Source organism: Actinomadura rubrisoli (genome assembly GCF_004349215.1).
Lineage (GTDB): Bacteria > Actinomycetota > Actinomycetes > Streptosporangiales > Streptosporangiaceae > Spirillospora > Spirillospora rubrisoli.
On the sequence record NZ_SMKU01000114.1, the window covers coordinates 1 to 25,076 of the forward strand.

The following is a 25,076-nucleotide window of genomic DNA, read 5'->3' on the forward strand; positions in this document are numbered from 1 at the left end:
GTGCGGGGGGCCCGCCGAAGTTGGGGGGCATACCCGGCTGCGGGCCGGTGGGTTGCGGGCCTGGGGTCTGCGAGCCGCGCCGGCGCGAAAGCAGGAAGCCGCCCACCGCCAGGACGGCGACGACCACGATGCCGCCGACCAGCAGCAGCATGCCCGAGCTGTCGCCCTTGTCCTTCTTGGCCTCCGGCGCCCTGGCCCCGGAACCGCCGGGTGATTTGGCGGCCGCCTTGTCGAGCCGCTCGTAGACGGGGTTGGGCGCGTTCGCGCCGACCTTCTGCTTGAGCGCGCGCGGGATGCTGACCACGCCGTATCCGAGCTGGTTGTCCTTGCCCGGCCGGCCGAAGTCCTTGGCGGTGTTGGTGATCAGCTGGACGACCTGGCGCGCCTTCATGTCCGGGTACTTGCTGCGCACCAGCGCGATGGCTCCGGCCGTCAGCGCGGTGGCCTGGCTGGTGCCCTCGCCGGTGTTGTACACGTGCCCGGTCTTGCCGATGCCGCCGACGCCGGCACCGGGCGCGGCGACCGTCACATAGTCCTGGCGCTGGGTCTGTGCCCAGGGCTTGCCCAGATGGTCCACGGCACCGACCGCGAGCACGCCCGGGCAGGAGGCGGGGTAGGTCACCCCGTTGGTGCTGCTGCCCTCGTTACCGGCCGCGGCGACCAACACGACGTCCTTGGACTCGGCGTACTTGACGGCATCGACCAGCTTGGGCGGGCAGTTGTTGGGGAACAGGGCGCCGGAAGCCGATCCCTGCGACATGCTGACGACCTTCGCGCCGTGGTCGGCCGCGAACCGGATCGCCTTGGAGGTCATGTCCGGGTTGACGTCCGGCGAGTAGATCGGAAGGATCTTCGCTTCCGGCGCGATGCCCATGAAACCCGATCTGGTGCCACGGGAAGCGATCAGGCTGGCCATGGCCGTGCCATGTCCCTCTGCCTTGTCGTTGTCCTGCCGTCCGTCACCGCTGAAGGTGGCGACGTCCGCGCCGGGCAGAACGGCGCCGCCCAGGTCGGGAAGCGACGCGTTGACCCCGGTGTCGACGACGGCGACGGTCACACCGCTGCCCTTGGTCAGGGGCCACACATCGGTCTTGATGCCCCAGGAGTCGAACCACCACTCGTCCTGCGGGACGCTGGGCGCCGCCTGAGCCCCGCTCACCGGGGCCAGGGCCAGCCCGACCGCCAGGGTCGCCGCCGCCGCTTGGATCAGCCGTCGCATCTTGTCGTATCCCATCCAATGCCGAAATGGGCGGACGGAGGCTTGGCCCCCGTCCGCCCATGTCACGGTCGCCCGTCCGCCGGCACTCAGCCGATTACCGGAGGTGCGGTGTCGTCGTCGGCTCCCCAGACGTCCTCGTCCTCGGTGAGCCACGTGGTGCGCTCGCGCTCCTGCTCGCCCTGGTTGCCGTGGCCGCCCTGGCCCATCGGCATGCCGCCCATGGCTCCGCGTCCGGCCGCGCCCGAGGTGCCGCGCCCGGCTCCGGCTCCGGTGCCCGCGCCGCCGGGTCCCATGGCGCCCCCGGCACCGAGACCGCCGGGGCCGCTGCCGAGACCGCCGCCGGCGCCACCGCCGGGACCGCCGCCGAGCCCACCGGGGTCGGCTCCGAGGCCGCCGCCACCGCCGCCGAGGCCGCCACCGGGGGGACCGCCGCCGCCGGGGAAGCTCGACAGGTCGCTGCTGCCACCGGCGCCGCTGCCGAACGGGCCGGGACCGCCGCCGGGGAACTTGCCGCCGGGCGGCGTCTCACCCGGCTTCAGGTGCGGGCCGTTGTCGTTGAAGTTCCCGAAGGGGTCTGTCTTGCCGGAGCCATGCGGCCCGAGGCCGCCGCCGTCGGCGCCGATCCCGGGACCGGGACCGCCGCCCAGGCCCTTGCCGCCGCCGAAGCCGCCGGGACCGCCACCGGGCCCACCGCCGGGGCCACCGCCAGGACCGCCACCGGGAGGAGGACCGCCGCCGGGCGGCTTGTCGCCGAGCCCGCCACGGCCGGTTGGTAGGTCCTTGTCAATCTGGGCCGGGTGCGCGTTGTACGCCTCGCCCGTCCGCTTGAGGAAGCGTTCGAGGAGCTCGCGCCCCTTCTCGTCGTCCCCGCCGGTGTGGATGAAGCCGTCGCTGGCGTCCTTCCCGGCCTGCTTGTACCAATCAAGAATCTTGGTTTTGTACCAGGTGTAGACGGTCGCCGTCTCATGGCTCTTGTTGGAGAGCCCGACGGCGGTCTTGTGCACCTGCTCCAGCTGGTCGATGGCCTTCTGCGCCTCGTCACCCTTCCAATGCTTGACCAGCGTCTGCGCAAAGGTGCGAAGCTCGCCGGTCATCTCGGCAAGGGCTTCTGCCGCATCCTTGTAGGCGTCGGCCGCGGTGCCGACCGGTTCGGAGTTGATGCTCTCCAGCTTCTTCTTGACATCGTCGAGGCTGTTGCCCGAGACGTCAGGCTTCTGCCACTGGTTACTACCGCGGATAACGTAATACTGGGGGTCCGTCGGCTTGCCCATGGTCCTCCCCGCCTCTCCCAATAGCGCTTACTTGAAGTTGGCGTTTCCGCCGGGGTTCACGCTGTTGACCGTCTTCTGGGTCTGGCCATGGGCGTTCTCGTAGTTGTCCGCGGTGAGCTTCAGCTTCTCGATCACGCTCTTGTAGGCGAGCGTGATGTCGTTCAGGTAGGCCCCGAAGCCGTCCCGGGACTGGCCGGCGAGCTCCTCGAAGTGCTGGCTGCCCTCGACGTTGCCGAGGTTGGCCTTCGTGATGCTGATCTTGGAGACCTTCTTGAGCCGGGACTCCCACGCCGTGAACTTGCTGCTCATGTTGCTGGCGAGGGTCCGCAGCTCCTGCGGGTCGACCTCGTAGCCCTTCTCGGCCTCGACGCCCCACTTGCCGTCGGGGGTGTGGGCGCGCGGGAGCTGGTTCTCGGGGTCCTTCGGGCTTCCCGCGGGCTTGCCGTACTCGTAGTAGTACTGGCGCTGCTGGTACTCGGGAAGGTCGTTCCATTCCTGCTGAGTGAGCCCGTGCTTCGACTGGACCTGGGTGTATTCGCCAGCCCCGGTGGTATAGGTGTGCTCGATCTTCGCGAGCTGCTCAGGCGGCAGGTTGTACTTGCTCATTGCTCATCCTCCTGGCGAATTGCCTCACGTCCCTGGGAGCGCCTACGTCGTGCAGGCCCGCATCGGGCCTGCACGACGTCGGCGAACCTTGCGGGTCGGTCAGCCCCAGATGCCCTGGTTGCGGCGCTCCGCTGCGCTGTAGTTGCTGTGGGCCTCGCCGATGACGACGCCGAGCTGGTTGAGGACCTTGCCGATGTGGGCGGCCGCCGCGTCCCACTGGGCCTTGGCCTCCCAGTAGGCGCCCTGCGCGCTGCCCTCCCACTGGGCGAGGTGCTTCTCCAGTTCCTTCTCCAGGTCGTCGAGCTCGTCGACGAGTGCGCGGTAGGCCAGCGTGAAGTCGGCCTGCGCCTGCTGCATCGTGCCGAAATTCGCCTTGGTGTAACTGTCGCTCACTTTACGAGTCCTTCGGAGTCAGGGTGACGGTATGAGGGAGCCGATCAGGTGCCACCGTTGAGGAGCTGGTTGATCTTGTTCACCGCGTCGTCCTGCTCCTGCTCGGTCGACTCATAGGTGATCTTGGTGTGCACCAGCTTCTGGTGCATGCCGTCGAGCGCCGTCCGGACCTTGGTCATCTCGGTCTGGAACTCGTTGAAGATCTTGTCGAAGGACACCGAGGCGTTGCCGGCCCAGCCGGACATCAGCGACGACTTGTGCCCGTCGAGGTTGCTCTGCAGGCCCTTGACGATGCCCGCGGAGTCCTCGATCCTCGTCGCGGCCTGCTGCATTGCGCTTCTGTCGACTGCGGACGTTCCACCCACAGTGTCACCTCCGTTTGCGAGTGTGGGTCACGAGTCGCGGGAACGTTCGACGGGCCGCCGCACCGGCCACCCCCCGGGGAGCACTCCTGCGACACGAAATGCCAGCGATCATAAGTCTTATGTCCCGCCTATGTCGACGCAAATGATGATCTAGCGGTTCATCACCTCGTGGACAGGTTCCTGTGACATGCCTCACATCTTCCATCGGACGTCAGGTCTTCGATGTGGGAAGCGGTTTTCGGGCCAGCGCGGGGTCGAGTGCGGGCCCGGCCGGAATGAGATGGATCACGCTGGACGGGACGGGCGCGGCCTTCTTGGCGTCGTAGCCGAGCTTCTTCGCGACGTCTGCGGACGGCAGCGCGAAGCGGACGCCCTGGTCGTTGACCAGCGAGAGCGAGCCGGAGCCGCCGCCCGCGGTGGAGGTGTCGCCGCCGCCGGGGACGAGGCTCATCAGCGCCGCGCCGCCGGGGGGCAGCACCATCTGGTCGACCGTGCCGGACGCGCCGGCGGAGCCCGCGCCGAGCGACGCGGACGAGGGGGGCGGGAGCGAGCCGCCGATCGTCAGCCGCGCCGAGGACGAGCCGACCGGGAACACCGAGCACAGCGGGGTGCTCTTGTCCCAGTTGGCGAATCTCGGCAGTGTCGGCGGCAGGCTGTTGTCCAGCAGGCGCGTCGGCGAGGTGATCTGCTGCGCGGACGGGACGTCCGTGGGCAGCGGCCGGGCCTGCCCGCCGGGGTAGGCCAGGCTGGTGTTGCGGTCACGCAGGAGCAACTGCGCCTGGGTCTCGGTGATCTGCGACAGGCCGTCCGGGAGCATCACGTACCAGAGGGCCTGGCCGCCCGCGCCCGTCTCGGCCTTGAACACCTGCCCGACCTTCGCCGGGCGCCCGGCGGGGCCGTCGCGGTCCCTGCCGCGCTGGGGGACGTTCGGGGCGCCGAAGTTGCCGGCGGACGGGATCGCGTTCAGCCAGACCGAGGGCACCTCGGCGGCCAGCGGGCCGTTGGTCAGCACCGACACCTGGTCGGACGGGACGGTCAGCTGCATCCGGTGGTCCTTCCAGATGACCCAGGAGACCCCGCCGCTCTGGACGACCAGCGCCTCGTCGTCGCCGAGCCCGCGCCCGCCCACGTTCCGGCCCGCGGCGAGAGCGGTGATGTCCTGCTTGACGCCGGTGCTGGTGGGGGCCTCGCGGACGCAGACCGACCAGGGGCCGCGGATGAGCTGCTTGCCGGTGGGCAGCGAGTCGGGTGCGCCCGGGATGCCGATCATCGGGCCGCGCTCGAACTTCGCCAGCGACTTGCGCGACACCGTCCGGCGGCCGGGGCTGTCGGACTCCAGCGCGAGCAGCGCCGACGCGTAGTTCGCGACCGGGAACATCTTGCCGGTGTTGGTGTCGTAGATGTACTTGGTGCCGGTCTCCTTCTCGATGATGAGCGTCCCGGGCTTGTCCAGGCCCTTGGCGCCGCCCGGCGAGAGGATGCCCCAGATCCCGAAGACCGCGACGATGAGCAGGCCGACCATCAGGCCGGCGAACGCGCCGACCGACAGCCGCCGCATCGGCGACTCGGCGACGTCGGGCTCGCCCTGCAGCAGCGCCAGCCCGACCCGCTGCGTCATCAGGCGGTGCGCCTGGTAGAGATCCCGCCTGCTCTGCATCAGCGCGTCACCCGGCCAGCCCGCGGACGCGGGAGTAGACGTCCAGGACGGCGAGGGCCAGCGGGATCAGCGAGACCATCACCAGCATGTCGATGATGTCGCCCGCCCGTCCCCAGAACGGGGTGGGGCGGTGGCCGGGCAGCCACAGCGTGACCGACACGACGATCCCGGCGAGCAGCAGCAGCGGGACGAGCGCGGCGGCGAGGGCCATGACCTGGCCGCCGTGCAAGGCCATCCCGACCGTCGTCAGCACCAGGCCGAGGAAGCCGGAGACCAGCATCCAGGCGCGCTGGTGGACGCCGCGGAAGACGCGGGCGCGCAGCAGCAGCGACACGCCCATGACGGCGCTGGTCGTGGGACCGGACCAGCCGCCCGCGCCGAACAGGAACAGCATCGCGCCGGCCGCCGTCAGCGCGATGGACGCGATGAGCCCGGTGGAGAAGCGGTCGGCGGCGGCGGTGCGGGCGAGCACCTGGCCGCCGTTCACCGTCTCGGTGTCGCGCCGCAGGTCCTCGGCGCTGTTCGGGACGGGCGGCAGCGGCATCCGCGCCAGCTTGAACGACAGGGACGGCACGGCCGCAGTGAACATCATCACGATGACGGCGGCGACGGCGGCGATCCCGGCCGCGGGCAGGTCGTCGAAGGCGAAGCCGACGCCGGCGCCGACCGTGCCGACGAACGCGGCGAACGCGACCCCGAGGAAGACCGGCAGGCCGTCCGCGATGGCGAACGCGGCGATGATCGCGGCGAGCGCCGTCACGCCGAACCCGGCCAGCAGGTGCGGGGCGCCGAGGTCGGCCAGCTCCAGGCCCTTGCGGGCGGGGGCGCACAGCCCGGCGAGGAACGCGTGCGGGAGCGCCGCGTAGCCGAGGACGGTGCCGGCGCCGGAGTCGGCGATGGCCCGCGACAGCACGGTCGCGGCGACGAGCGTCGCCAGCGCCACCAGGCCGGCCGCGACGGCGGGGACGATCCACGGGGGCCCGGACAGCGCGATCACCACGGCCGCGACGACGAGCGCCGCGGCGGCGGCGCCGAGGCCGAAGGAGCGGGTGGTGGTGGGCCGCCAGCGGTCCGAGCGCTCGCGGATGCCGGTGGCGATGACGTCGGCGACGTCGTCGAACGACATCTCCGGGAGCTGCGCCATGCGGGGACGGAAGTAGAGGATCTCCCCGTCCCGCACGCCGAGCGCGGACATGGTCTGGGCCGGGTCGAACGGGCTGTGCTCCAGGCGCTGCAGGACCCAGCCCGAGTGGGCCAGGCCTGCGTCGGCCATGTCCTCGCCCGCGGCGCGCAGCAACGTGGGGAGCATGTGCGCGAGCGGTACGTCGGCGGGCAGGGACACGTCGATCCGCCGCCGGGGGGCGACGATCGTTACTCTGCATAGTTCCGATGTGGCGGGGGAATTCACCGAAGCTCCCGTCCTCCAGGTCGAATCAGCGGGCGGATCCGATCGACGCGCAGCTTAGGATGTGACGTCCGCCTACGCTAAATCAACCTCGAATTACAAGTACCCTGCGGGCCGGTCGTCCCTTCGGTCTCCATCGGTCGCCCCAGGGAGCGAGCTCCCGGAGGAACGCCCAGGTGAGCACCATCCTCGTCCGGCGCAAGGAGCGCAGGAAGCCGCCGCCCTCCCCCAAGGGCGAACTGCTGCTGGAGTCCCCGCCCGAGATTCCGGAGCAGCAGAGCGGGGGCCTGCAGAACGTGCTCATGTATCTGCCGATGGCCATCATGCCGGTGATGATGTGCCTGATGTTCCTGGGCGGCGGCACCAAGAGCCCGATGATGATGATCAGTAGCGGCGGCATGGCGCTGGCCATGGGCGGCATGATGATCGGGCAGCTGAGCCGGGGGTCCGGGGAGCGCAAGTTCAAGCTGAACGGCGCGCGCCGCGACTACTTCCGCTACCTGTCGCAGGTGCGCCGCAAGGTCCGGCGCGCGGCCGAGCAGCAGCGCGAGTCGCTGGAGTGGAACAGCCCCGACCCCGACTCGCTGTGGTCGCTGGTGATGAGCGCCCGGATCTGGGAGCGCCGCCCGTCCGACCCCGACTTCGGGAACGTGCGGATCGGCGCCGGCCCGCAGAAGCTGGCCGTGCAGCTGATCCCGCCGGAGACGCGCCCGGTGGAGGACCTGGAGCCGATGACGGCGGGCGCGCTGCGCCGGTTCGTCCGGGCGCACTCCACGGTGCCGAACCTGCCGGTCGCGGTGTCGCTGCCGTCGTTCTCGCGCATCGTGCCGGTGGGCGACCTGGACGCGATCCGCGGCATGGTCCGGGCGATGATCGCGCAGCTGACGGCGTTCCACTCCCCCGACGACATGCGCGTCAGCGTGTGCGCGTCGCCCGAGGCGATGCCGCACTGGGACTGGGTCAAGTGGCTGCCGCACTCCATGCACCCGTCGGTGACGGACGCGGCGGGCCCGGTGCGGCTGATGGCGGGCAGCCTGTCGGAGCTTGAGCGCATGTACGGCAACGAGGTCAAGGACCGGGCGCGCTTCACCCCCGGCCTCTCGCAGAACGACCTGCCCTACCACGTGGTCATCGTGGACGGCGGGGCCGTCACGCCCGACTCGCAGATCGGGTCGGACGGCATCGAGGGCGTCTGCGTCATCGACCTGACCGGGCAGGTCGCGCCGACCTCCGACAACACGATGCTGCGGCTGCGGGTCGCCGCCGACCGGATGGCGATGCTGCGCCGCGACCGCACCGGTAAGGACGTCCCGAGTTCCCTCGGGCGCCCCGACCGGTTCAGCTACGTCCAGGCGGACGGCCTGGCCCGGCAGCTCGCCCCGCTGCGGGCCAGCGCCGCGGCCGGGCAGGAGATGGACGCGCTGTCGGCCGCGACGACGCTGACGACGCTCCTCGGCGTCCCCGACCCGGCGCGGATCGACGCGGCCCGCGCGTGGCAGCCGCGGGCGCCGCGCAACCGGCTGCGGGTGCCGATCGGCCTGGACTCCGACGGCCGCCCGATCGAGCTGGACATCAAGGAGGCCGCGCAGGGCGGCTACGGCCCGCACGGCCTGTGCATCGGCGCGACCGGTTCCGGCAAGTCCGAGCTGCTGCGCACGCTCGTGCTGGGCCTGGCGATGACCCACTCGTCCGAGGTGCTCAACTTCGTCCTCGTCGACTTCAAGGGCGGCGCGACGTTCCTCGGCATGGACGGCCTCCAGCACGTCTCGGCCATCATCACCAACCTGGAGGACGAGCTCCCCCTCGTCGACCGCATGTACGACGCGCTGCACGGCGAGATGGTGCGGCGCCAGGAGTGGCTGCGGGCCGCGGGCAACTACGCGTCCCTGCGCGACTACGAGAAGGCCCGCGAGCAGGGCGCGGCGCTGAAGCCGATGCCCACGCTGTTCGTCGTCCTGGACGAGTTCTCCGAGCTGCTGTCGGCCAAGCCCGACTTCGCCGAGCTGTTCGTGATGATCGGACGGCTCGGGCGCTCGCTGGGCGTCCACCTGCTGCTCGCCTCGCAGCGGCTGGAGGAGGGCAAGCTGCGGGGCCTGGACACCCACCTGTCCTACCGGATCGGCCTGCGCACGTTCTCGGCGATGGAGTCGCGGGTCGTCCTCGGCGTGCCCGACGCGTACGAGTTGCCTCAGGCGCCCGGCAACGGCTACCTGAAGATCGGCACCGAGTCGATGACCCGGTTCCGGGCCGCCTACGTCTCGGGCGCCTACCGTCCGGAGGAGGACGGGGCGCAGGACCCGCGCCAGGGCGGCCCGCGGCAGCTCGCGCAGATCGTCCCATTCACCCCGGCCTATGTGCAGCCGCGCATCCAGGAGCAGCCGCAGCAGCAGGGCCCCCAGGAGGAGGAGGAGGGCCCGCAGATCAGCCTGTTCGACCTCGTCGTCAAGCAGCTCGCCGGGCACGGGCCGCCGCCGCACGAGATCTGGCTGCCGCCGCTGGAGGAGTCCGGCACGCTGGACCAGGTCCTGCCGGGTCTCCAGCAGACGCCGGAGTTCGGCTTCACCACCGCCGGCTGGGACGGCCGCGGACGGCTGCACGCGTTCGCGGGCATCGTCGACAAGCCGTTCGACCAGCGCCGCGACCCGATGTGGCTGGACCTGTCCGGCGCCGCCGGGCACGTCGGCGTGGCCGGCAACCCGCAGGCGGGCAAGTCGACCGTGCTGCGGACGCTCATCACCTCGCTCGCGCTCATGCACACGCCGCAGGAAGTGCAGTTCTACTGCCTGGACTTCGGCGGCGGCGCGCTGGCGCCGCTGGCCGACCTGCCGCACATCGGCGGCGTCGCCAGCCGCCTGGACCCCGACCGCGTCCGCCGCACGGTCGCGGAGGTGTCGGGGCTGCTGGAGTCGCGGGAGCGGTTCTTCACCGAGCGCGGCATCGACTCGATCGCCACCTACCGCAAGATGCGCGCCGAGGGGCAGATCCCCGGCGACGGCTTCGGCGACGTGTTCCTCGTCGTGGACAACTGGCTGACCGTCCGGCAGGAGTTCGAGGCCGTCGAGGCCACGATCACCGACCTGGCCGCGCGCGGCCTCGGCTACGGCATCCACATCATCGCCGCGACCAACAAGTGGTCGGAGTTCCGGCTGGCGATCCGCGACCTGTTCGGGACGCGGCTGGAGCTGAAGCTCGGCGACCCCTACGAGTCGGAGATGGACCGCAAGCTGGCCGCGAACGTCCCCGAGGGGCGTCCGGGGCGCGGTATCACCCGCGAGGGCCTGCACTTCCTCGGCGCGCTGCCGCGCATCGACGGCCGCCCGTCGTCCGAGGACCTCAGCGACGGCGTCCGGCACCTGGTGCAGACCGTCCAGGCCGGCTGGCAGGGCCGCCCGCCCGCGCCGCAGGTGCGGATGCTGCCGGACGTGCTGCCGCTGTCGTCGCTGCCCGCGGTGGCCGAGACCGGCAAGAAGGTGCCGATCGGCATCGACGAGGACACGCTGTCGCCGGTCCTGCTGGACTTCGACAACGACCCGCACTTCGTCCTGCTCGGCGACAACGAGTGCGGCAAGTCCAACCTGCTGCGGATCATCGTCGACGCGGTCAAGGAGCGCTACACCACGGGCGAGGCCCGGATCATCATGCTCGACTACCGCCGGGCCCTGCTGGACTCGGCCGAGAGCGAGCACGTCATCGGGTACGCGGCGTCCTCGACGGCGGCGGCCGGGCTGATGAAGGACGTCAACGGCGCCCTGGTCAACCGGCTCCCGCCGTCGGACCTGACGCCCGAACAGCTGCGCAACCGGTCGTGGTGGAGCGGGTCGGAGCTGTTCCTGGTCGTGGACGACTACGACCTGGTCGCCACCCCGTCCGGCAACCCGCTCGCGCAGATCGCCGAGCTGCTGCCGCAGGCCCGCGACATCGGCATGCACCTGGTCCTCGCCCGGACGATGGGCGGCGCGGGCCGCGCCCTGTTCGACCCGATCATGCAGCGGCTCAAGGACATGGCCAGCCCGGCGCTGATCATGTCCGGCAACAAGGACGAGGGCAACCTGTTCGACGTCCGCCCGTCCCCGCTGCCGCCCGGCCGGGGCACGCACTCCGACCGCCGCGCCGGAAAGCGCCTCATCCAGACCGCCTTCCACGGCGCCCAGCCCCACCAGTAGCCGTCAGGAGTTTCCGGACGACTCGCTGAGCCGTCAGGAGTTGCGAACTACTCGCGGTCGTCGGACGGGGCGCCGGTGGGGAGCGCGGCCCGTCCGGGCCGCCAGCCGCGCTCGCGGCCTCGGGGGATGACCGCCCCGCCGAACGCGACGAGCGCAGCCAGCGTGAGGGCGCCGCCCGCGACGCCGAGGGCGATGTTGCGGCTGCGGTGGTCGACGGGCGCCGGCCTGCCGATCGGCACGGACCCGCCGAGCGGACGGGCGCCGTTCTGGTCAGGCCTGGCGTTCGGGTCCAGGACGGCGGAGACCGCCTGCATCGGGCTGATCATGCCGTGCCCGCTGCCCTGCCCGTTGCCGCCCTCCGCGGTGATCAGGATCCGGTTGATGACCTGCTGGTAGCTCAGCCGCGGGTGGCGGGACCGGACGAGTGCGGCCACGCCGGCGGCGTAGGGGGCGCCGAAGCTGGTGCCCTGGAGGCCGCCGACGTAGCCGTCGCCGAGGGTGGAGATGACGTTCTGGCCCGGCGCCGACACGTCGATCCGCGTCTTGTGGTTGGAGAAGTTCGAGATCGTCCCGGCCTCGTCGACGGCGGCGACGGACAGGACGCCCGGGTAGCTCGCCGGGTAGGCGGCGCTCTCCTTGCCGCGCTGGTCCTCGGCCACGTTGCCCGCCGACGCGACGACCAGCGCGTCGCGGCGCTGCGCGGTCAGCACCGCCCGGCGCAGGGCGGGGGTGTCCGGTGCGTCCACGGAGACGTTGATGACCTTCGCGCCGTGCTCGGCGGCCCAGGTGATGGCGCGCGGCAGCAAGGAGTTGTCGGTGGTGCTCTGCCCGGTGGTGAACTTGGCGTTGAGCAGCCTGACCTGCGGCGCGACCCCGACGAACGGGACCTTGCGCTTGCGCATGTCGGTGCCGGCGATGATCCCGGCGACCTCGGTGCCGTGCCCGAAGCAGTCGGCGGGCGTGGTGCCCGTCGCGTCGAAGCTGCCGGCGACCTTGCCCCGGAGCTGCGGGTGGGCCGTCTCGATACCGCTGTCGACGACCGCGACCGTCACGCCCCGGCCGCGGGTGATGTCCCACGCCTGCTCGAAGTCCAGCCGCCGCTGCGCCCACGGCTCGACGGTGATCTCCGAGGCGGGCTGCCCGGACTGCTTGTTGCACTCCGGCTTCGGCTCGGCCGGCGGCGGCTCGGGCTTCTCAGGCTTCTCGGGCTTCTTCGTCGGCTTCGCCGTGGGTTTGGTCGAGGGCTTCGGCGTCGGCTTCCTGGTGGCCGTGGGGGCGGCCTCGGGACGATCGCCCGGGGAGGCGGCCGCCGCCGGGGCGACCGCCAGGATGGAGGTCAGGGCGAGGCAGCCGGCCCTCGCCGCGAGTCCCGCTCCGCGCATACCCCATCTCTCCTGATGCCTGTGCGAATGCAACGACTCTAGAGGATGGCAGGCCCCGCGGCGCCCCCGCTCCCGGCTCGTGCGGCGGCCGCCCGGCCCGCGTCGTTCACTTCACGTAGTGGCCGTCGTCCAGGCCGTCGCCGAAGTCGCGGGCGGACTTGGCGGCCTCCGCGGCCGTGCGCGCGGCGAGGCTGCCGGCGACGTTGGACGTCTGGCCGACCAGCGACCCGTCCATCATCCGCTGGTACTGCTGGTAGGCCGCCGGGGTGAACAGCACGTCGGCCACGTTCGAGCCGTTGATCTTCGGGTCGGCCCAGCGGTTGATCTGGTCGCTGCGGCGGCCGAGGGCCGAGGCGGTGTCCGCGGCGCGGGTGCTGGTGCCGCTGAACTTGGTGACGAAGCGCCGGATGACGTCCAGCAGCCGCGCGAGCCGCTTTCCGAGCCGGGCGAACAGCGTGATGGCGTCCGCGACCACGCTCGTGACGAACCAGGCGAGGGAGCCGCCGAAGGTGAAGACGGACACCGCCACGGCCAGGATCGCCTTGGAGACGACCTTGCCCACCCACTGCGAGATGGCCGCGAAGACGAAAGCCCGCTCGACCGCCACGACCTGCCCGGCGACCGCGACGCCCTGAGCGGTGTGGCTCGCGGTCTGGGCGACCGCGTTGAGGGCCCCGACGTACTCCTGGGCGGTCTTGCGGTAGGCGGCGGCCGCCTCGCCGCCCCAGCCCGCCACGTCGCCGATCGCCGTGGAGTAGTCGTGGGCGGCACCGTTGAGCTCGGTGGCGATGTTGGACCACGTTTTCGACAGCGCCTGGATCTGCTTGGGGTCTCCGGTCAGCACCTCAAGGGGCTCGCGGAGGAACGAGATGTGCTCCAGCAGCCAGCCGACGCCCGCGCTGAGGACGGCGCCCAGCGGGTCCAGGGCGATGCCGAGCCCGTCCAGGCCGATGGCGAGGCCGTCGACGGCGAGGGTCTCCCAGTTCTTGTTCTGGTTGACGTCGGCGACGAGGCCGTCGACGCTGTCGGCCAGGGCGCCGCCCTCGAACCGCTTCTGCGGCTCCGGCTGCGCGATGAGGTCGTTCGTCATCGGGCCGACTTCGTGAGGGCCTCGATGGCGGTCTCGACGGCGTCGTAGTTCTGCCGGGTGCTGCGCAGCCCTCCGGCCATCGAGCGGCCGAGCTCGGCGGACTTCTTCACCATGTCGTCCGAGTCGCCGAACAGCGCGGCGAGGACCGGGACGATGAGCGGGGAGCACAGCGCCCCGTACATCGCGTGGCCTCCGAGCGTCGACACGGCGGCGGCCTCGCTCGCCTTGTCGACCCGTCCGGCCACCTTGTCGGCCTTGCCCGCGTGCGTGTCGAGCGCGGACTTCTCCACTTCGAAACCGTTGCCCATGTGGGCTCCTTACCGTGTCGCCGGCCGAGCGCCGGAGGGGGTCACCGGCCGGGCCGGTGCTCGTCGCCGTCCTCTTCGGACGGGGGGAGGCTCGCGCGCAGCAGGTCCATGGCCTCGGAGTCGTCGCCGACGACCGCCGACATGATCTCGACCGTGCGGGCGGCGCTGCGCGCGCACGCCTTCCGGTACGTCTCCATGATCGCCGCGGTGAGACGGGCCCCGCTCATCCGCTCGGCCTGCGGGGAGAGCCGAAGGTCCTGGAGGACGCCGCCCGGGTTGACGGTCACGGTGACCGCCTGGTCGCGGCTGCTGAGCGTCGTGACGCTGCCGGCCAGTTCCTGCTGGGCGCGGTCGGCGCGCTCCTTCATGGCCGCCGCCCGTCCCTGCTGGTCGCGCAGCCATTGGTCGGGGTCGGCGATAGCCGGGGGCAGGTCCTGGTCCATGCGGCTCCCATCCCGATCATTGACCGGATGCGGACGCTACAGCAGTTCTCCCCGGCTGTCCCCGAAATGATCTTTATTCGGCCGGCGCCATCCCGTCCAGGTGGTCGCGGTCGTCCAGCCACTCGTGCGGCGGACGGTCCGCGGGCAGCTCGACCAGCGGGATCCCGGGCGCCAGGTCGCGCAGCGCCCGCTCCAGCGCGCGCCGGTCGAACCTCCAGTCGCGCTGGCGGACGTAGGCGCTCACCGCGTGGTCCCGTGGGAACGTCTCCTCGGCGAGCCGCTCGGCCATGTGGTCAAGGATCTCCCGGTCGGCCTCCGGCAGCGCGGGGTTCTCGCGGGCCGCCGTCAAGCGGGCGCCGAAGTCGGCGAGGCCGCCGGGGGCGTCTCTCCGCAGGCTCACGCCGAGATGCCGGACGGGCTCGCGGCGGACGATCCGCGGGACGTCGAACCGGACGACCGCGTCCACGTCCGTCCACGGGAAGAACTGCGGCGGGCACCCGAACCGCGCGCCGACCCGGACGCCTTCCGGCTCGATCGCGAAGGCCGTCCAGCGGCTGCGGGCCGCCCGGCGCAGGCGCGCGACGCCGCCGCCGACCAGCCACAGGACGAGGACGAGCCAGAACGCGATGCCCGCGAGCGCCTCCCACGCCCGCATCTCGTCCATGAACAGCCCTGCCCCGACCGCCGGGGCGGCCGCCACCCCGGCAACGATCATGAGAATGGGCGTGATCGGAACGAATCTGATCCGGTACGACACTCGCCGCTCCTCCATTACCGCCCAAAATTGATCATCTTGGTCACGGTGGCAGGGTAGTGGGCGTATTACCATCTGGCGGGTGCAGACCACCGCGCCGGTCCCCCCGCCCCCCGGCGGACGCGGGCATCGCAGGCCGAGGCGCCTGCTGGTGCCCGTCTCGGTCGTGTGCGCGCTGGCCGTCCTGGTGCCCGGGCTGTGGCTGGCCGGGGGCTTCGAGGAGGTCCCGCAGGAGCCGGAGAGGGCGCCCGGGAAGCCCGTCGATCTCGGGTTGTTCACCGTCACCGTCCAGGACGCGCGGATCGGCCTGGCCACCGCCGCCTTCGGGAGCGGGAAGCAGCGGTTCCTGATCGTCCGCCTGCGGGTCGTCAACACGGGCAAGGAGACCGCGTCGCTCGGCTTCGGCGGGCTGTCGGACGGTGTCGCCGCCCGCGCCAGGACCGGGAAGTGGGTCAAGCCCGACCAGGTCGAGGGCGTCGCGGCGGGGGCGAAGACCGACACGACGCAGCCGGGGCTGCCCGTGGACGCGTCGGCGATGTGGAAGATGGGCCCGGCGGACGCGCCGCGGCAATTCACGATCGGTCTGCGCAAGTGGGAGTACGACCACGGGTTCACCGACGCGAGCTACCGGTGGCGGATCGACCAGGAGGACGACGCGCTCGCCGGGCGCCTGACCCTGCCGGTCGCCGCCCCGCCCGCGCCCAGGCCCACGGCGAGTCGGCGATGAACGGCCGCAAGATGCTCGTCCAGGGCGGCGCCGGGCTCGGCGGGACGGTCCTGCTCGCGGGCGCGATGTGGCTGCACAGCCTGCGGCCCGAGGTCGCCGCCGAAGAGCTCGACCCGATCCGCAGCGGCGGACGGATCGGCCAGGAGGTCACGAACCACGAGTTCAGCGTGCGGGTCGACCGGGTGGAGGCGGCGCGGTCGCTCGCGCCGAGCCTGTCCCTCGGCAACCCCCCGCCGATCGGCACGGACGGCGTTTACCTCGTCGTCCGGCTGCGAGCGATGAGCCGCCGGGAGCCGCTGAAGCTGGCGTCCGCGAAGCTGGAGACGCCCGGCGGCCTGTCCTTCCGCGCCGGCCCGCGGACGGGCGCCGCCGAGGTGCTCCAGCCCGAGATCCAGCCGATGATCTGGGCGCCGATGGTGCTGGTGTTCGAGCTGCCCGAGGAGCGGGTGGCGGGCGCGCACCTGGTCGTGGGCACGGGCGGGCTGCTGCCGCAGCTGTCCGGGGCGGCCGATGTCGACCTCGGCCTCACGAAGGGACGCGCCGCCGAGCTGATCCGGGGCGCTACCGACGGCTACGACGTGCGGACGGGGCGCCGATGACCGCGGGACCGCAGTCGCCCGACGAGACGTGGGACGAGTCGCAGGACGAGGGCGGGGAGTCCCCGGAGCGCGTCAAGCTGCGTCCCCTGGACAGGCGCGTCATCCAGGCGATGGCCCTCGCCGCCCTGGTGCCCGCCTTCCTCTCGCTCCAGTGGCTGGACGAGGAGCGCAGCCTCCGCAGCAACCTGAAACCGCGGGAGAAGGTCATCACGGTCGCGCACGGCGCGGTCGGCGAGTTCGGGGGCGCGCGATGGCGGCTCATGGGCCGCGAGAACGCCGCGTCCCTCGCCGACCCCGCGTCCGCGCCGGGCACGTCCCCGCCGGGCGGCACCGGGGCCGGGGACGTGACCGAACTGCGGCTCACCCTGGCCGTCCGCCCCCTGGACGCGGCGGGGGCCAAGACGGTCGGCTCGTACGGGACCGTCTACCGGCTGCGCGACGGCGACGGCCACGTGTGGTCGGCGACCGGGCTCGCGCTCGGGACGCCCCGGCAGGGCGTGCCGACGCGCATCACCGTCAGGGCGACGGTGCCCCGTGCCAAGGTGGACTCGCTGGTGCTGGAGGTGCGGCCGCCGGCGTACCCGCGGCCGAAGGGGCCGCTGCCTTTGCTGCGGTTCGCGCCGTGACCCTCGCCATGACCAGGTTGAACGCCGCCGCCAGCAGGCAGATCCGCAGGATCTGGAAGACCAGCCCCGTCCCGTACGCGACGAACGGCATCCGCGGCAGCCACCACGTCACGGGGTGCGGGCCCAGCAGCTCGTAGACGGACCGGCGCGCGGCGTCCTCCGCCACGTCCAGACCCGCGAACATCAGGCAGAACGTCGCGAACGGCAGCAGCCCGGACCGGCGGACGAGCCGCAGCCCGTACCACGCGGGCAGCCACATCTCGCGGAACCCGCGGGTCAGGACCTCGCGCGGGCTGCCCGTCCGGTCGAGCCCGCCCGCGCTCGCCAGCCGCCGCGCGGCGCGGCCCTGCCCGAGCACGACCCGCTCGTCCCCCGCGTCCAGCCCCAGGACCACCCCGGCGATGACCAGCCAGATCAGCGCGCCCAGCACCGCGTCCTTGAACGGCGGCCAGGCGTCCAGAGCCGGGCCCGCGACGTCGGTCACCCACTCCCACGCCTGCCGGCGCGTGACCCAGTCGACGCCCTCGCCGCGCAGATGGTCGATCGTGAAGATCGCGAACAGCGCGAAGTCGATCTCCAGGAGCGCGATGAGCGCGCCGCCCGCGCGCGGCAGCCGCTCCTCCAACAGCCGTTCCGCGACGACCTTCAGCACGAAGAACCCCGCGGTGAGCCCGACCGCGAGGGCCACGTGCCTCTCCAGCGAGATGAGCATGCCGAGGCCCTTGACATGCCCCTCGAAGCCGTTCTCGGCGAACCCCCGGCTGGTGGCCATGTCGGCGAACGCGCGGGCGTCCTCGCCCTGCATCCCCCACGCCAGGTAGAAGATGACGAACGGCAGCGCCGCGCGGCCCGCCGCGCCGAACACCGACTCGTCGTTCCCGACCGCCCACGGCGTCAGGTCGCCGCCCGCCTCACGGGCGTGCACGACGTCCAGGCCCTCGCGGACGCAGTGGACCATCGCGACCACGACGCCGAGCGTGACCATCACCAGCAGCCCGACGGTGAGCAGCGGCGCCACGGTCGCCGCCGTGCCCTTCATCTCGCCGAGCCGGTAGCCGCCGTACATCGCCCCGTACCGCAGCAGCTCCCCCACCGTGAACCAGAGGGCGAGCGGCAGCACGAAGCGTCCCGCGAGCGTGAGCGTGGCCCACGGCAGGATCAGCGGCGACCGCGCGGACAGACCGGACATCGCGCCGATGCTACTCAGGTCGCGGCGCCGCCGCCCGGAACCTCCGGGCCCTGGTCGGACGGCTCAGGGCTCGCCCGGAGGAGACGAGGGCGAAACGACGGACCCCGCCGTCCTCGCGCTGGGCGAGGGCGGCGGGGTCCGGTGGGCCCGCGAAGGCTCGGGTCAGATCGCCACCTCAAGGGCGGCGACCTCTCCGGTCTTGGCCGTGACGGTGTTGTCGACGCTCACACCGCCGGCCGCCAGGACGCGCACGGTCCAGTCGCCATCGGCGGCGAAGAACCGGAACACGCCCTCGTCGCCCGTGACGACCTCGGCCGTGAACTCGCCGGTCGAGTCGAGCAGGCGCGCGTAGGCGCTGGACACGGGGGCACCCTCCCGGGTGACCGTGCCCTGGATGACGGCCTCGTTGTTAAGGTCGACGGTCGCCGGCAAGGACGCCGTCTGCGCGGGCGCTGCGCAGCCCTGGGTCATAGCTCCTCCATCTCCGTGCACGGAAATTCCTGGTCAGACGAGGCGGTTACTTGGGCGCGCCGAGCTCGATCGGGACGCCGACCAGCGACCCGTACTCCGTCCAGGAACCGTCGTAGTTCTTCACGTCCTGGAGGCCGAGCAGCTCGCGGAGCGCGAACCAGGTGTGCGACGAGCGCTCACCGATACGGCAGTAGGCGATGGTCGACTTGCTCAGGTCGACGCCGGCCTCGCTGTAGATCTCGCGCAGCTCCTCGTCGGACCGGAACGTGCCGTCGTCGTTGGCCGCCTTCGACCACGGGATGCTGCGGGCGGTCGGCACGTGGCCGGCACGCTGCGCCTGCTCCTGCGGAAGGTGGGCGGGGGCGAGCAGCTTGCCGCTGAACTCGTCCGGCGAGCGGACGTCGATCAGGTTCTTGGTGCCGATCGCGTCCACGACCTCTTCGCGGAAGGCGCGGATCGTCAGGTCCTGCTCCTTGGCCGTGTACTCGGTGGCCGGACGGCTCGGGACGTCGGTGACCAGCTCGCGGGAGTCCAGCTCCCACTTCTTGCGGCCGCCGTCGAGCAGCTTGACGTTGTCGTGCCCGTAGAGCTTGAAGTACCAGTACGCGTACGCGGCGAACCAGTTGTTGTTTCCGCCGTAGAGGATCACCAGGTCGTCGTTGGCGATGCCCTTGGACGACAGCAGCTGTTCGAAGCCGGTCTTGTCGACGAAGTCGCGGCGGACCGGGTCCTGGAGCTCGGTCTTCCAGTCGATCTTCACGGCGCCACGGATGTGGCCCTTGTCGTAGGCGGACACGTCCTCGTCGACCTCGACGAGAACGAGTCCGGGCGAGTCCAGATTGGACTCCACCCAATCGGCGTCCACCAGGACGTCGGAACGGCTCATGCGGGAACCTCCCTGTCGGAGCGAATCTTCGCGGTCATGCGTCGTAGAAGCAGATACGTCTCGCAGCCGAGGCAGAACCCGAACGCCGCGTTCAGGAAAGCCGCCGCCAGCGCGAAGGCGGTGGCACCGATGCCGAGCCAGGTGGTCCCCGTCGCGTATCCGGCCGTTCCGACCAGGGCGAATCCGAGGCCGACACCCTGGGCGAACCGGGGCGGGACCGCGTCTTCGAGCTCCCTTGGCGGGGCGAGCCGGGGACGGATCAGCACTGTGAACACAAGTCCGTACGGGGCGTACCGGAGGCCGAAGAGGGTCGCGAGTGCGAACACGACGGCCTGAGCGGCGAGCAATCCCCAGCTTCCGGTCACCAGGACCACGATCAGTACCGCCGTCGTGACCATCGCAACGAAGCGCTGCCCGCGCGGATCGACCTGCATCGGGGTGCTCCAGGTGGAGTGGAAGCGTGCGTACGAGCTGAAAAGCGACGTGCTCGGGGGCGTGGGCTCGATGCCTCAGGCCATGCGACAGAGCGAGGCGGACACGCGGCAGAAGTCCACCGCGCGACGCTTCGTGAGCATCTGCTCTGTCCAGTAACGCACGACCATGATGTTAAGCCGAGAACCCTGGCCTGTCACATCCGTCTCGCCTTCCGAGACAGTGACATTAGTCTTGCCGCAGGTCAACAAGGTCATGCTCACGGGATCGCCTGGCCGAGAGCGGCGATGACGTCGGCCTTGCGGGGCGCTCCGGAGGCGCGGCGGACGACGCGTCCGGCCGCGTCCAGGACGAGCACGGTCGGGGTGCGGATGACGTTCAGCCTGCGGACGAGCTCCAGCCGCGCCTCGGCGTCGATCTCGACGTGCGCGACGCCCTCCACCATCCCGGCGACCTCGCCGAGCGTGCGCCGGGTCGCCCGGCAGGGCGCGCAGAACGCGCTGGAGAACTGCACCAGGGTGGCCTTCTCGCCGAGCGCGGCGCCCAGCTCGTCCGCGCCGAGGACCTCGGCCACCGCGCCGTCTCCCCTCCGCGCGCGCAGCACGCCGTCGCGCCGCCGCCGGACCAGGCCGAACACCGTGGCCGCCGCGAGCACCACCGCCGCGATCAACGCACCTTCCATCGACAGCATTCAACCCGACGCGGCCCCGGGTTCTTCCCCCGGGCGCCCCGGCCGCCCCGGAAGGCCCGGGATCAGGTGGGGATCGTGAGCAGCGGCTGCCCGTCCAGGCCGACGATCTCGAACGAGAACAGCTGCCCGCGCGGGAACATCGTGGAGCCGTGGTACTCGCCGTAGCCCCGGTCGTAGGGGACGAACCAGCTGCCGAGGGCGTCCCGCTGGCCGTCCCTGGCGATCACCAGCAGCCGGCACCGGGAGCCCTTCGGGACGCCCGACAGGTAGAGCTCCACCTCGGTGCCCCACTTCCTCTTGTGGAGCATCACGAAGCCCTTGATGCGGGTGATGGGGTTCTCGGCGGCGATCCGCTCGCCCTTGCCCTTCGGCTTGGGCGGCGGCGGCTGCGGCGCGGGCGCCGTGGTCGTCACGGTCGGCGCCGGCCCGGCGCGTTCCCTGTCACCCGTCCCGGGCATCTGCAGGCCCCCGACCAGGGCGCCGACGACGAGCAGCAGGCAGGCCGCGGCGGCGAGCGGGGCCCAGCCGGGACCCCGCCCGCCGGCCCGCCGCCCCAGCGGTCCGAGCCATCCCCTCCGTCGCTCGGCCGCCCGCGCCAGGAGCCCGTCCAGCAGCTCTGGCGGTGGCCCCACGATCTGGTCGAGCTGGGCCTCGTCGACGCGCCCGAGCAGCGCGGGCAGGCCGGCCAGCCCGGCGAGCTCGTCCCGGCAGACGCGGCAGTCCTCCAGATGGGCCTCCAGCTCGCCGCGCTCGCCGGGCTCGATCGCGCCGAGCACGTACACCCCCAGGGAGATGCGCACGTCCGTGCAGTCGTTCATGGCGCCAACCCCCGCTCCTCCAATGCGAGTTTGAGCGCCCGCAGGGCGTAGTACGTACGGGACTTCACCGTGCCGGGCGGGATGCCCAGCGACTTCGACGCCTCGGCGACCGAGCGGCCCCGGTAGTAGGTCTCCACCAGGACGGCCCTATGCGAGGGCGTCAGCTGCGCCAGCGCCTCCGCGACCGTCCAGGACTCCAGCGCCCGGTCGATGTCGTCGGAGCCCGCCGCAGTCATCATGACGTGTTCGTCGATGCCCGTCTCCTGCGGGCGCGCGCGCTTGGCGCGGTGGGCGTCGACCACGAGGTTCCGCGCGACCGTGAAGAGCCACGGCCGTACCGGACGGCCTGCCAGCGCCTCCGGATGCTTCCAGGCGCGCAGCAGCGTCTCCTGCACGACGTCCTCGGCCTGCGTCCGGTCCCCGCCGGTCAGCCGCAGGACGTAACCGATGAGGGGACCACCGTGCTCGTTGTAAAGAGCACGCAGCAAGCCCTCATCCGCGGTTGGCCCCACACCTGTGACACGTACGCCCTTGCGGTCCGGTTCACAAGCAGCACGACATTTCCGGCGGCGCCGCTCTGCCGCCCGCCGCTCCGCTACTCAGCCTGCCGCCGCTCCGCCCCAGCCGGCCGCCGCTCCGCTCACCAGCCGCCCCGCCGGCCCCGCTACTTCGTCCGCGACTTCGGCCGCTGCTCCAGGTCGTTCAGCCGGACGTTCTGCGCCGTGGCGGAGACGCGCAGCCCGTCCGCGGTGGGCTCGATCTTGCTGATCCGGGAGCCGACGGGCAGGTCCGCCACCGGCACGAGCCAGGTGAGCTGCCGCCGGACCAGGGCCATCGGGACCTGCGCGCCGCCCTTCGACCCGACCGACAGGGGCGTGACGGCGATGCCGCGCGCGGTGGGCTTGACCGCCACCGTCGCGGTGCCGTCGACGGGCAGACCCGCGACCGTGCCGGTGAGCTCGACCGAGAGGTCGTCGCCCTTCGGCCCGATGCTCTTGACCTCCCTGGGCGCCTGCTTCTTGATCACTTCGTAGGGGATGACGGCGGACGCGGTCGCGGTGCGGGCGGTGACGTTGTCGGAATTGCCCGAGATGACCTCCGACAGCGGCGCCTTGACGCCGCGCATGTCCACCTTGACGTCCTGGATGGTGACGCCCTGCTGCGTCCACGCGCTGATGACCACGTCGATGTGGTCGTACTCGCCGCCGACCGCCTGCGTCAGGAACGGGATCCCGTGGATCGTGACATCGGGCTGCTCCTGGAGGCTGTACTGCGCGGCGACCTGCTTGCCGATCTCGTTCTGCGCGATCCGGACGCCGAGCCGGTCGGCGACGACGACACCCCCGACCACGAGGACCAGCAGCACGAGCAGTACTTTCCGCATGTCTCTCCTTCGAGGCGTCGGCACGCGATCGCCACACCCTAGTCGGCCGCGTGCTCCGGCCGGGTCGCGCTGGAGGATGACATCGCGGACTGTGACATCACCCTCCCGCGAACGGCGGGAGGACCTCGACGACGCCGCCGTCGGGCAGCGCGACCGACGCGTGCGGCCGGCCGCCCACCGGATCCCCGTCCACCAGGAACGAGCTTCGGTCCAGGACGCGCCGGAAATCGCCGCCGCGCCCGTCCCGCAGGGCCGCGGCGGCGAGCGCCTCGTCCAGCGTGACGGCGTCGTACGGCTCCTCGTGCGTGCCCGCCGCGGCCTTCGCGGCGGCCCAGTACCGGATCGTTCCCTTGGCCATGACCAAAGGGTCTCATTCCCCCGACCTGCCGTGTCCGGCGCGGGCGCTCGTTGCCCGCGGGGACGGCTCGGATATGCTCAGGGTGAGGGATCCGGGCGACGAGGCCATGGAGTTCATCAGAAAGCCCTTCATGGTCACCTCGTCTTCGAGCCGCGGCCGTTGCCGGGGCCCGACGATGAGCCGCCTGGGTCCTACGTCTTTTTGGACGAGGAGGCGGCACGTGAGCAGCTTGCTCTTGCTGACCAACGCGTTGGAGCCCTCCGACGAGGTCCTGCCCGCGCTCGGGCTGCTGCTGCACCCCGTGCGCGTCGCCCCCGCCGAGGCGTCCGCGCTCATCGACGCGCCACCCGCCGACATCGTGCTGGTCGACGCCCGCCGCGACCTGGTGCACGCCAAGAGCCTGTGCCGGCTGCTGCGCACCACGGGCCTGGACTGCCCGCTGCTCGCCGTCGTGACCGAGGGCGGCCTGGCCGCGCTCAGCTCCGAGTGGGGGCTGGACGACCTGCTCCTGAAGAATTCGGGACCCGCCGAGGTCGAGGCGCGGCTGCGCCTGGCGCTGGGGCGCGCGGCCGCGGTCTCCGAGGCCGACGAGGTCCCCGGCGAGATCCGCAGCGGCGAACTCTCGATCGACGAGGCGACCTACACGGCGCGGCTGCGCGGGCGGGTGCTCGACCTGACCTTCAAGGAGTTCGAGCTGCTGAAGTACCTCGCCCAGCACCCCGGCAGGGTCTTCACCCGCGCCCAACTCCTCCAGGAGGTCTGGGGCTACGACTACTTCGGCGGCACCCGCACGGTGGACGTGCACGTCCGGCGGCTGCGCGCCAAGCTCGGCGCCGAGTACGAGTCCCTGATCGGGACGGTCCGCAACGTCGGCTACCGCTTCGTCCCCGACCACCGGCCCGGCGAGGCCGAGGAGCTCTCTCCCGCCCCCGCCTGACCGGCGCCAGGCGTCCGGCACCCGGCGCCCAGCCGTCCGGTCCGGCCGCCCAGCCGCCCGGCAGACCCGCCCGCTCAGCCGAAGCGGCCGGTGATGTAGTCCTCGGTGGCCTTCTGCTCCGGGTTCGTGAAGATCTTGCTGGTGTCGTCGATCTCGATGAGCTTGCCCGGCTTGCCCGTCCCGGCGATGTTGAAGAACGCGGTGCGGTCGCTGACGCGGGCGGCCTGCTGCATGTTGTGCGTGACGATGACGATCGTGTACTGGCTCTTCAGCTTGCCGATGAGGTCCTCGATCGCCAGCGTGGAGATCGGGTCCAGCGCCGAGCACGGCTCGTCCATCAGCATGACCTGCGGCTGGACGGCGATCGCGCGGGCGATGCACAGGCGCTGCTGCTGGCCGCCGGACAGGCCCGCACCGGGCTTGCTCAGCCGGTCCTTGACCTCGTTCCACAGGTTGGCGCCCTGCAGCGACTCCTCCACGATCTCGTCGAGGCGGCTCTTGCGGCGCACCCCGTTGAGCTTCAGGCCGGCCGCCACGTTGTCGTAGATCGACATGGTGGGGAACGGGTTGGGCCGCTGGAAGACCATGCCGACCACGCGCCGCACCGCGACGGGGTCGACCGAGGAGCCGTACAGGTCGTCGTCGTCCAGCAGGACCTTGCCCTCGACCCGCGCGCCCGGGATGACCTCGTGCATGCGGTTGAGCGTGCGCAGGAACGTGGACTTGCCGCAGCCCGACGGCCCGATGAACGCCGTCACCGAGCGCGGCTCGACCGTCATCGAGATGTCCTCGATGGCGTGGACGCCGCCGTAATAGGCGTGCAGCCCGGAGACTTCGATCCGCTTGGCCATGGGGTAGGTGCTCCTATCGGGGACGTGCCGGTTCGGGGGTCGGGGGCCCGG

General features: G+C 71.7%; 27 protein-coding genes. 5 read left to right on the forward strand and 22 right to left on the reverse strand.

All coding sequences use genetic code 11. The features are described from left to right. The 7 genes from E1298_RS21410 to eccD form a co-directional block, all read right to left on the reverse strand. Positions 1-1,219, reverse strand: a 1,219-nt coding sequence (locus tag E1298_RS21410) for a S8 family serine peptidase (RefSeq protein ID WP_165975586.1), incomplete at its 3' end; no start/stop codon positions are given. An 86-nt stretch (positions 1,220-1,305) separates the two neighbouring features. After that, positions 1,306-2,490, reverse strand: a complete 1,185-nt coding sequence (locus tag E1298_RS21415) for a WXG100 family type VII secretion target (protein ID WP_131895972.1) — start codon at positions 2,488-2,490, stop codon at positions 1,306-1,308. Between the two features lie 27 nt (positions 2,491-2,517). After that, positions 2,518-3,096, reverse strand: coding sequence for a hypothetical protein (locus E1298_RS21420; RefSeq protein WP_131895974.1), 579 nt, complete (start codon positions 3,094-3,096; stop codon positions 2,518-2,520). Between the two features lie 99 nt (positions 3,097-3,195). Beyond that, positions 3,196-3,489, reverse strand: coding sequence for a WXG100 family type VII secretion target (locus E1298_RS21425; protein WP_131895976.1), 294 nt, complete (start codon positions 3,487-3,489; stop codon positions 3,196-3,198). 44 nt (positions 3,490-3,533) lie between these two features. Next, positions 3,534-3,854, reverse strand: coding sequence for a WXG100 family type VII secretion target (locus E1298_RS21430; RefSeq protein WP_279498915.1), 321 nt, complete (start codon positions 3,852-3,854; stop codon positions 3,534-3,536). Between the two features lie 211 nt (positions 3,855-4,065). Beyond that, positions 4,066-5,511: a type VII secretion protein EccB gene (eccB, locus tag E1298_RS21435; RefSeq protein ID WP_131895980.1), complete on the reverse strand. Its 1,446-nt coding sequence runs from the start codon at positions 5,509-5,511 to the stop codon at positions 4,066-4,068. A 7-nt stretch (positions 5,512-5,518) separates the two neighbouring features. Then, entirely contained in the window at positions 5,519-6,919 is a 1,401-nt protein-coding gene (gene eccD, locus E1298_RS21440; RefSeq protein ID WP_131895982.1) for a type VII secretion integral membrane protein EccD, read from the reverse strand. Between the two features lie 173 nt (positions 6,920-7,092). Between eccD and eccCa the strand changes: the two genes are divergently transcribed. Next, complete coding sequence (eccCa, locus tag E1298_RS21445; protein WP_131895984.1) at positions 7,093-11,079, forward strand: type VII secretion protein EccCa; 3,987 nt, start codon at positions 7,093-7,095, stop codon at positions 11,077-11,079. Positions 11,080-11,126: 47 nt separating this feature from the next. On the opposite strand, the gene E1298_RS21450 is transcribed toward eccCa, so the two are convergent. The 5 genes from E1298_RS21450 to E1298_RS21470 all read right to left on the reverse strand — a co-directional run bounded on the left by E1298_RS21450 (position 11,127) and on the right by E1298_RS21470 (position 15,017). Further along, complete coding sequence (locus E1298_RS21450) at positions 11,127-12,461, reverse strand: S8 family serine peptidase (RefSeq protein WP_131895986.1); 1,335 nt, start codon at positions 12,459-12,461, stop codon at positions 11,127-11,129. Between the two features lie 106 nt (positions 12,462-12,567). Then, the gene (locus E1298_RS21455) at positions 12,568-13,551 is read right to left on the reverse strand and encodes a WXG100-like domain-containing protein (RefSeq protein ID WP_131895988.1); all 984 of its coding nucleotides are present in this window, start codon (positions 13,549-13,551) and stop codon (positions 12,568-12,570) included. After that, on the reverse strand, positions 13,548-13,859 hold the full coding sequence (locus E1298_RS48270; RefSeq protein WP_165975587.1) for a hypothetical protein: 312 nt from the start codon (positions 13,857-13,859) through the stop codon (positions 13,548-13,550). Before E1298_RS48270 ends, E1298_RS21455 begins: the two co-directional genes overlap by 4 nt. A 41-nt stretch (positions 13,860-13,900) precedes the next feature. Then, positions 13,901-14,302, reverse strand: coding sequence for a YbaB/EbfC family nucleoid-associated protein (locus E1298_RS21465; protein ID WP_131895990.1), 402 nt, complete (start codon positions 14,300-14,302; stop codon positions 13,901-13,903). A gap of 73 nt (positions 14,303-14,375) precedes the next feature. Continuing rightward, positions 14,376-15,017, reverse strand: a complete 642-nt coding sequence (locus tag E1298_RS21470; protein ID WP_131895992.1) for a hypothetical protein — start codon at positions 15,015-15,017, stop codon at positions 14,376-14,378. Positions 15,018-15,138: 121 nt separating this feature from the next. Between E1298_RS21470 and E1298_RS21475 the strand changes: the two genes are divergently transcribed. Genes E1298_RS21475 through E1298_RS21485 form a run of 3 tightly spaced genes read left to right on the forward strand, consistent with a single transcriptional unit; the run spans position 15,139 to position 17,008 of the window. Then, positions 15,139-15,783 (forward strand): hypothetical protein, encoded by a 645-nt coding sequence (locus E1298_RS21475; protein WP_131895994.1) that lies wholly within the window; start codon positions 15,139-15,141, stop codon positions 15,781-15,783. Further along, positions 15,780-16,382 carry a hypothetical protein gene (locus tag E1298_RS21480; protein WP_131895996.1) on the forward strand — a complete coding sequence of 201 codons (603 nt, stop codon included), beginning with the start codon at positions 15,780-15,782 and terminating at the stop codon, positions 16,380-16,382. Before E1298_RS21475 ends, E1298_RS21480 begins: the two co-directional genes overlap by 4 nt. Further along, positions 16,379-17,008 (forward strand): hypothetical protein, encoded by a 630-nt coding sequence (locus E1298_RS21485; RefSeq protein ID WP_131895998.1) that lies wholly within the window; start codon positions 16,379-16,381, stop codon positions 17,006-17,008. Before E1298_RS21480 ends, E1298_RS21485 begins: the two co-directional genes overlap by 4 nt. On the opposite strand, the gene E1298_RS21490 is transcribed toward E1298_RS21485, so the two are convergent. The 9 genes from E1298_RS21490 to E1298_RS21530 form a co-directional block, all read right to left on the reverse strand. Next, a complete protein-coding gene (locus E1298_RS21490) occupies positions 16,899-18,197 on the reverse strand; it encodes a hypothetical protein (protein ID WP_131896000.1) in 1,299 nt (432 codons plus the stop codon). The two genes, E1298_RS21485 and E1298_RS21490, sit on opposite strands and share 110 nt — an antisense overlap. Positions 18,198-18,359: 162 nt before the next feature. Further along, positions 18,360-18,668, reverse strand: coding sequence for a DUF1416 domain-containing protein (locus E1298_RS21495; protein WP_131896002.1), 309 nt, complete (start codon positions 18,666-18,668; stop codon positions 18,360-18,362). 46 nt (positions 18,669-18,714) lie between these two features. Next, a complete protein-coding gene (locus E1298_RS21500) occupies positions 18,715-19,554 on the reverse strand; it encodes a sulfurtransferase (protein ID WP_131896004.1) in 840 nt (279 codons plus the stop codon). Next, the gene (locus E1298_RS21505) at positions 19,551-19,988 is read right to left on the reverse strand and encodes a DUF4395 domain-containing protein (RefSeq protein ID WP_131896006.1); all 438 of its coding nucleotides are present in this window, start codon (positions 19,986-19,988) and stop codon (positions 19,551-19,553) included. The genes E1298_RS21500 and E1298_RS21505 overlap by 4 nt, the downstream gene beginning before the upstream one ends. 257 nt (positions 19,989-20,245) lie before the next feature. Beyond that, a complete protein-coding gene (locus E1298_RS21510; RefSeq protein ID WP_131896008.1) occupies positions 20,246-20,668 on the reverse strand; it encodes a TlpA family protein disulfide reductase in 423 nt (140 codons plus the stop codon). Positions 20,669-20,739: 71 nt separating this feature from the next. After that, complete coding sequence (locus E1298_RS21515) at positions 20,740-21,495, reverse strand: anti-sigma factor family protein (protein WP_131896010.1); 756 nt, start codon at positions 21,493-21,495, stop codon at positions 20,740-20,742. Beyond that, entirely contained in the window at positions 21,492-21,983 is a 492-nt protein-coding gene (locus E1298_RS21520; protein ID WP_243725716.1) for a sigma-70 family RNA polymerase sigma factor, read from the reverse strand. The genes E1298_RS21515 and E1298_RS21520 overlap by 4 nt, the downstream gene beginning before the upstream one ends. 176 nt (positions 21,984-22,159) lie before the next feature. After that, on the reverse strand, positions 22,160-22,879 hold the full coding sequence (locus tag E1298_RS21525) for an LmeA family phospholipid-binding protein (RefSeq protein ID WP_131896014.1): 720 nt from the start codon (positions 22,877-22,879) through the stop codon (positions 22,160-22,162). A gap of 97 nt (positions 22,880-22,976) precedes the next feature. Then, entirely contained in the window at positions 22,977-23,237 is a 261-nt protein-coding gene (locus tag E1298_RS21530) for a MoaD/ThiS family protein (RefSeq protein WP_131896016.1), read from the reverse strand. A gap of 220 nt (positions 23,238-23,457) precedes the next feature. On the opposite strand from E1298_RS21530, the gene E1298_RS21535 reads away from it, so the two are divergent. Beyond that, on the forward strand, positions 23,458-24,174 hold the full coding sequence (locus E1298_RS21535; RefSeq protein ID WP_131896018.1) for a winged helix-turn-helix transcriptional regulator: 717 nt from the start codon (positions 23,458-23,460) through the stop codon (positions 24,172-24,174). 74 nt (positions 24,175-24,248) lie between these two features. Here E1298_RS21535 and pstB read toward each other — a convergent pair whose 3' ends face one another. After that, a complete protein-coding gene (gene pstB, locus E1298_RS21540) occupies positions 24,249-25,025 on the reverse strand; it encodes a phosphate ABC transporter ATP-binding protein PstB (RefSeq protein ID WP_131896020.1) in 777 nt (258 codons plus the stop codon). Positions 25,026-25,076 lie beyond the last annotated feature (51 nt).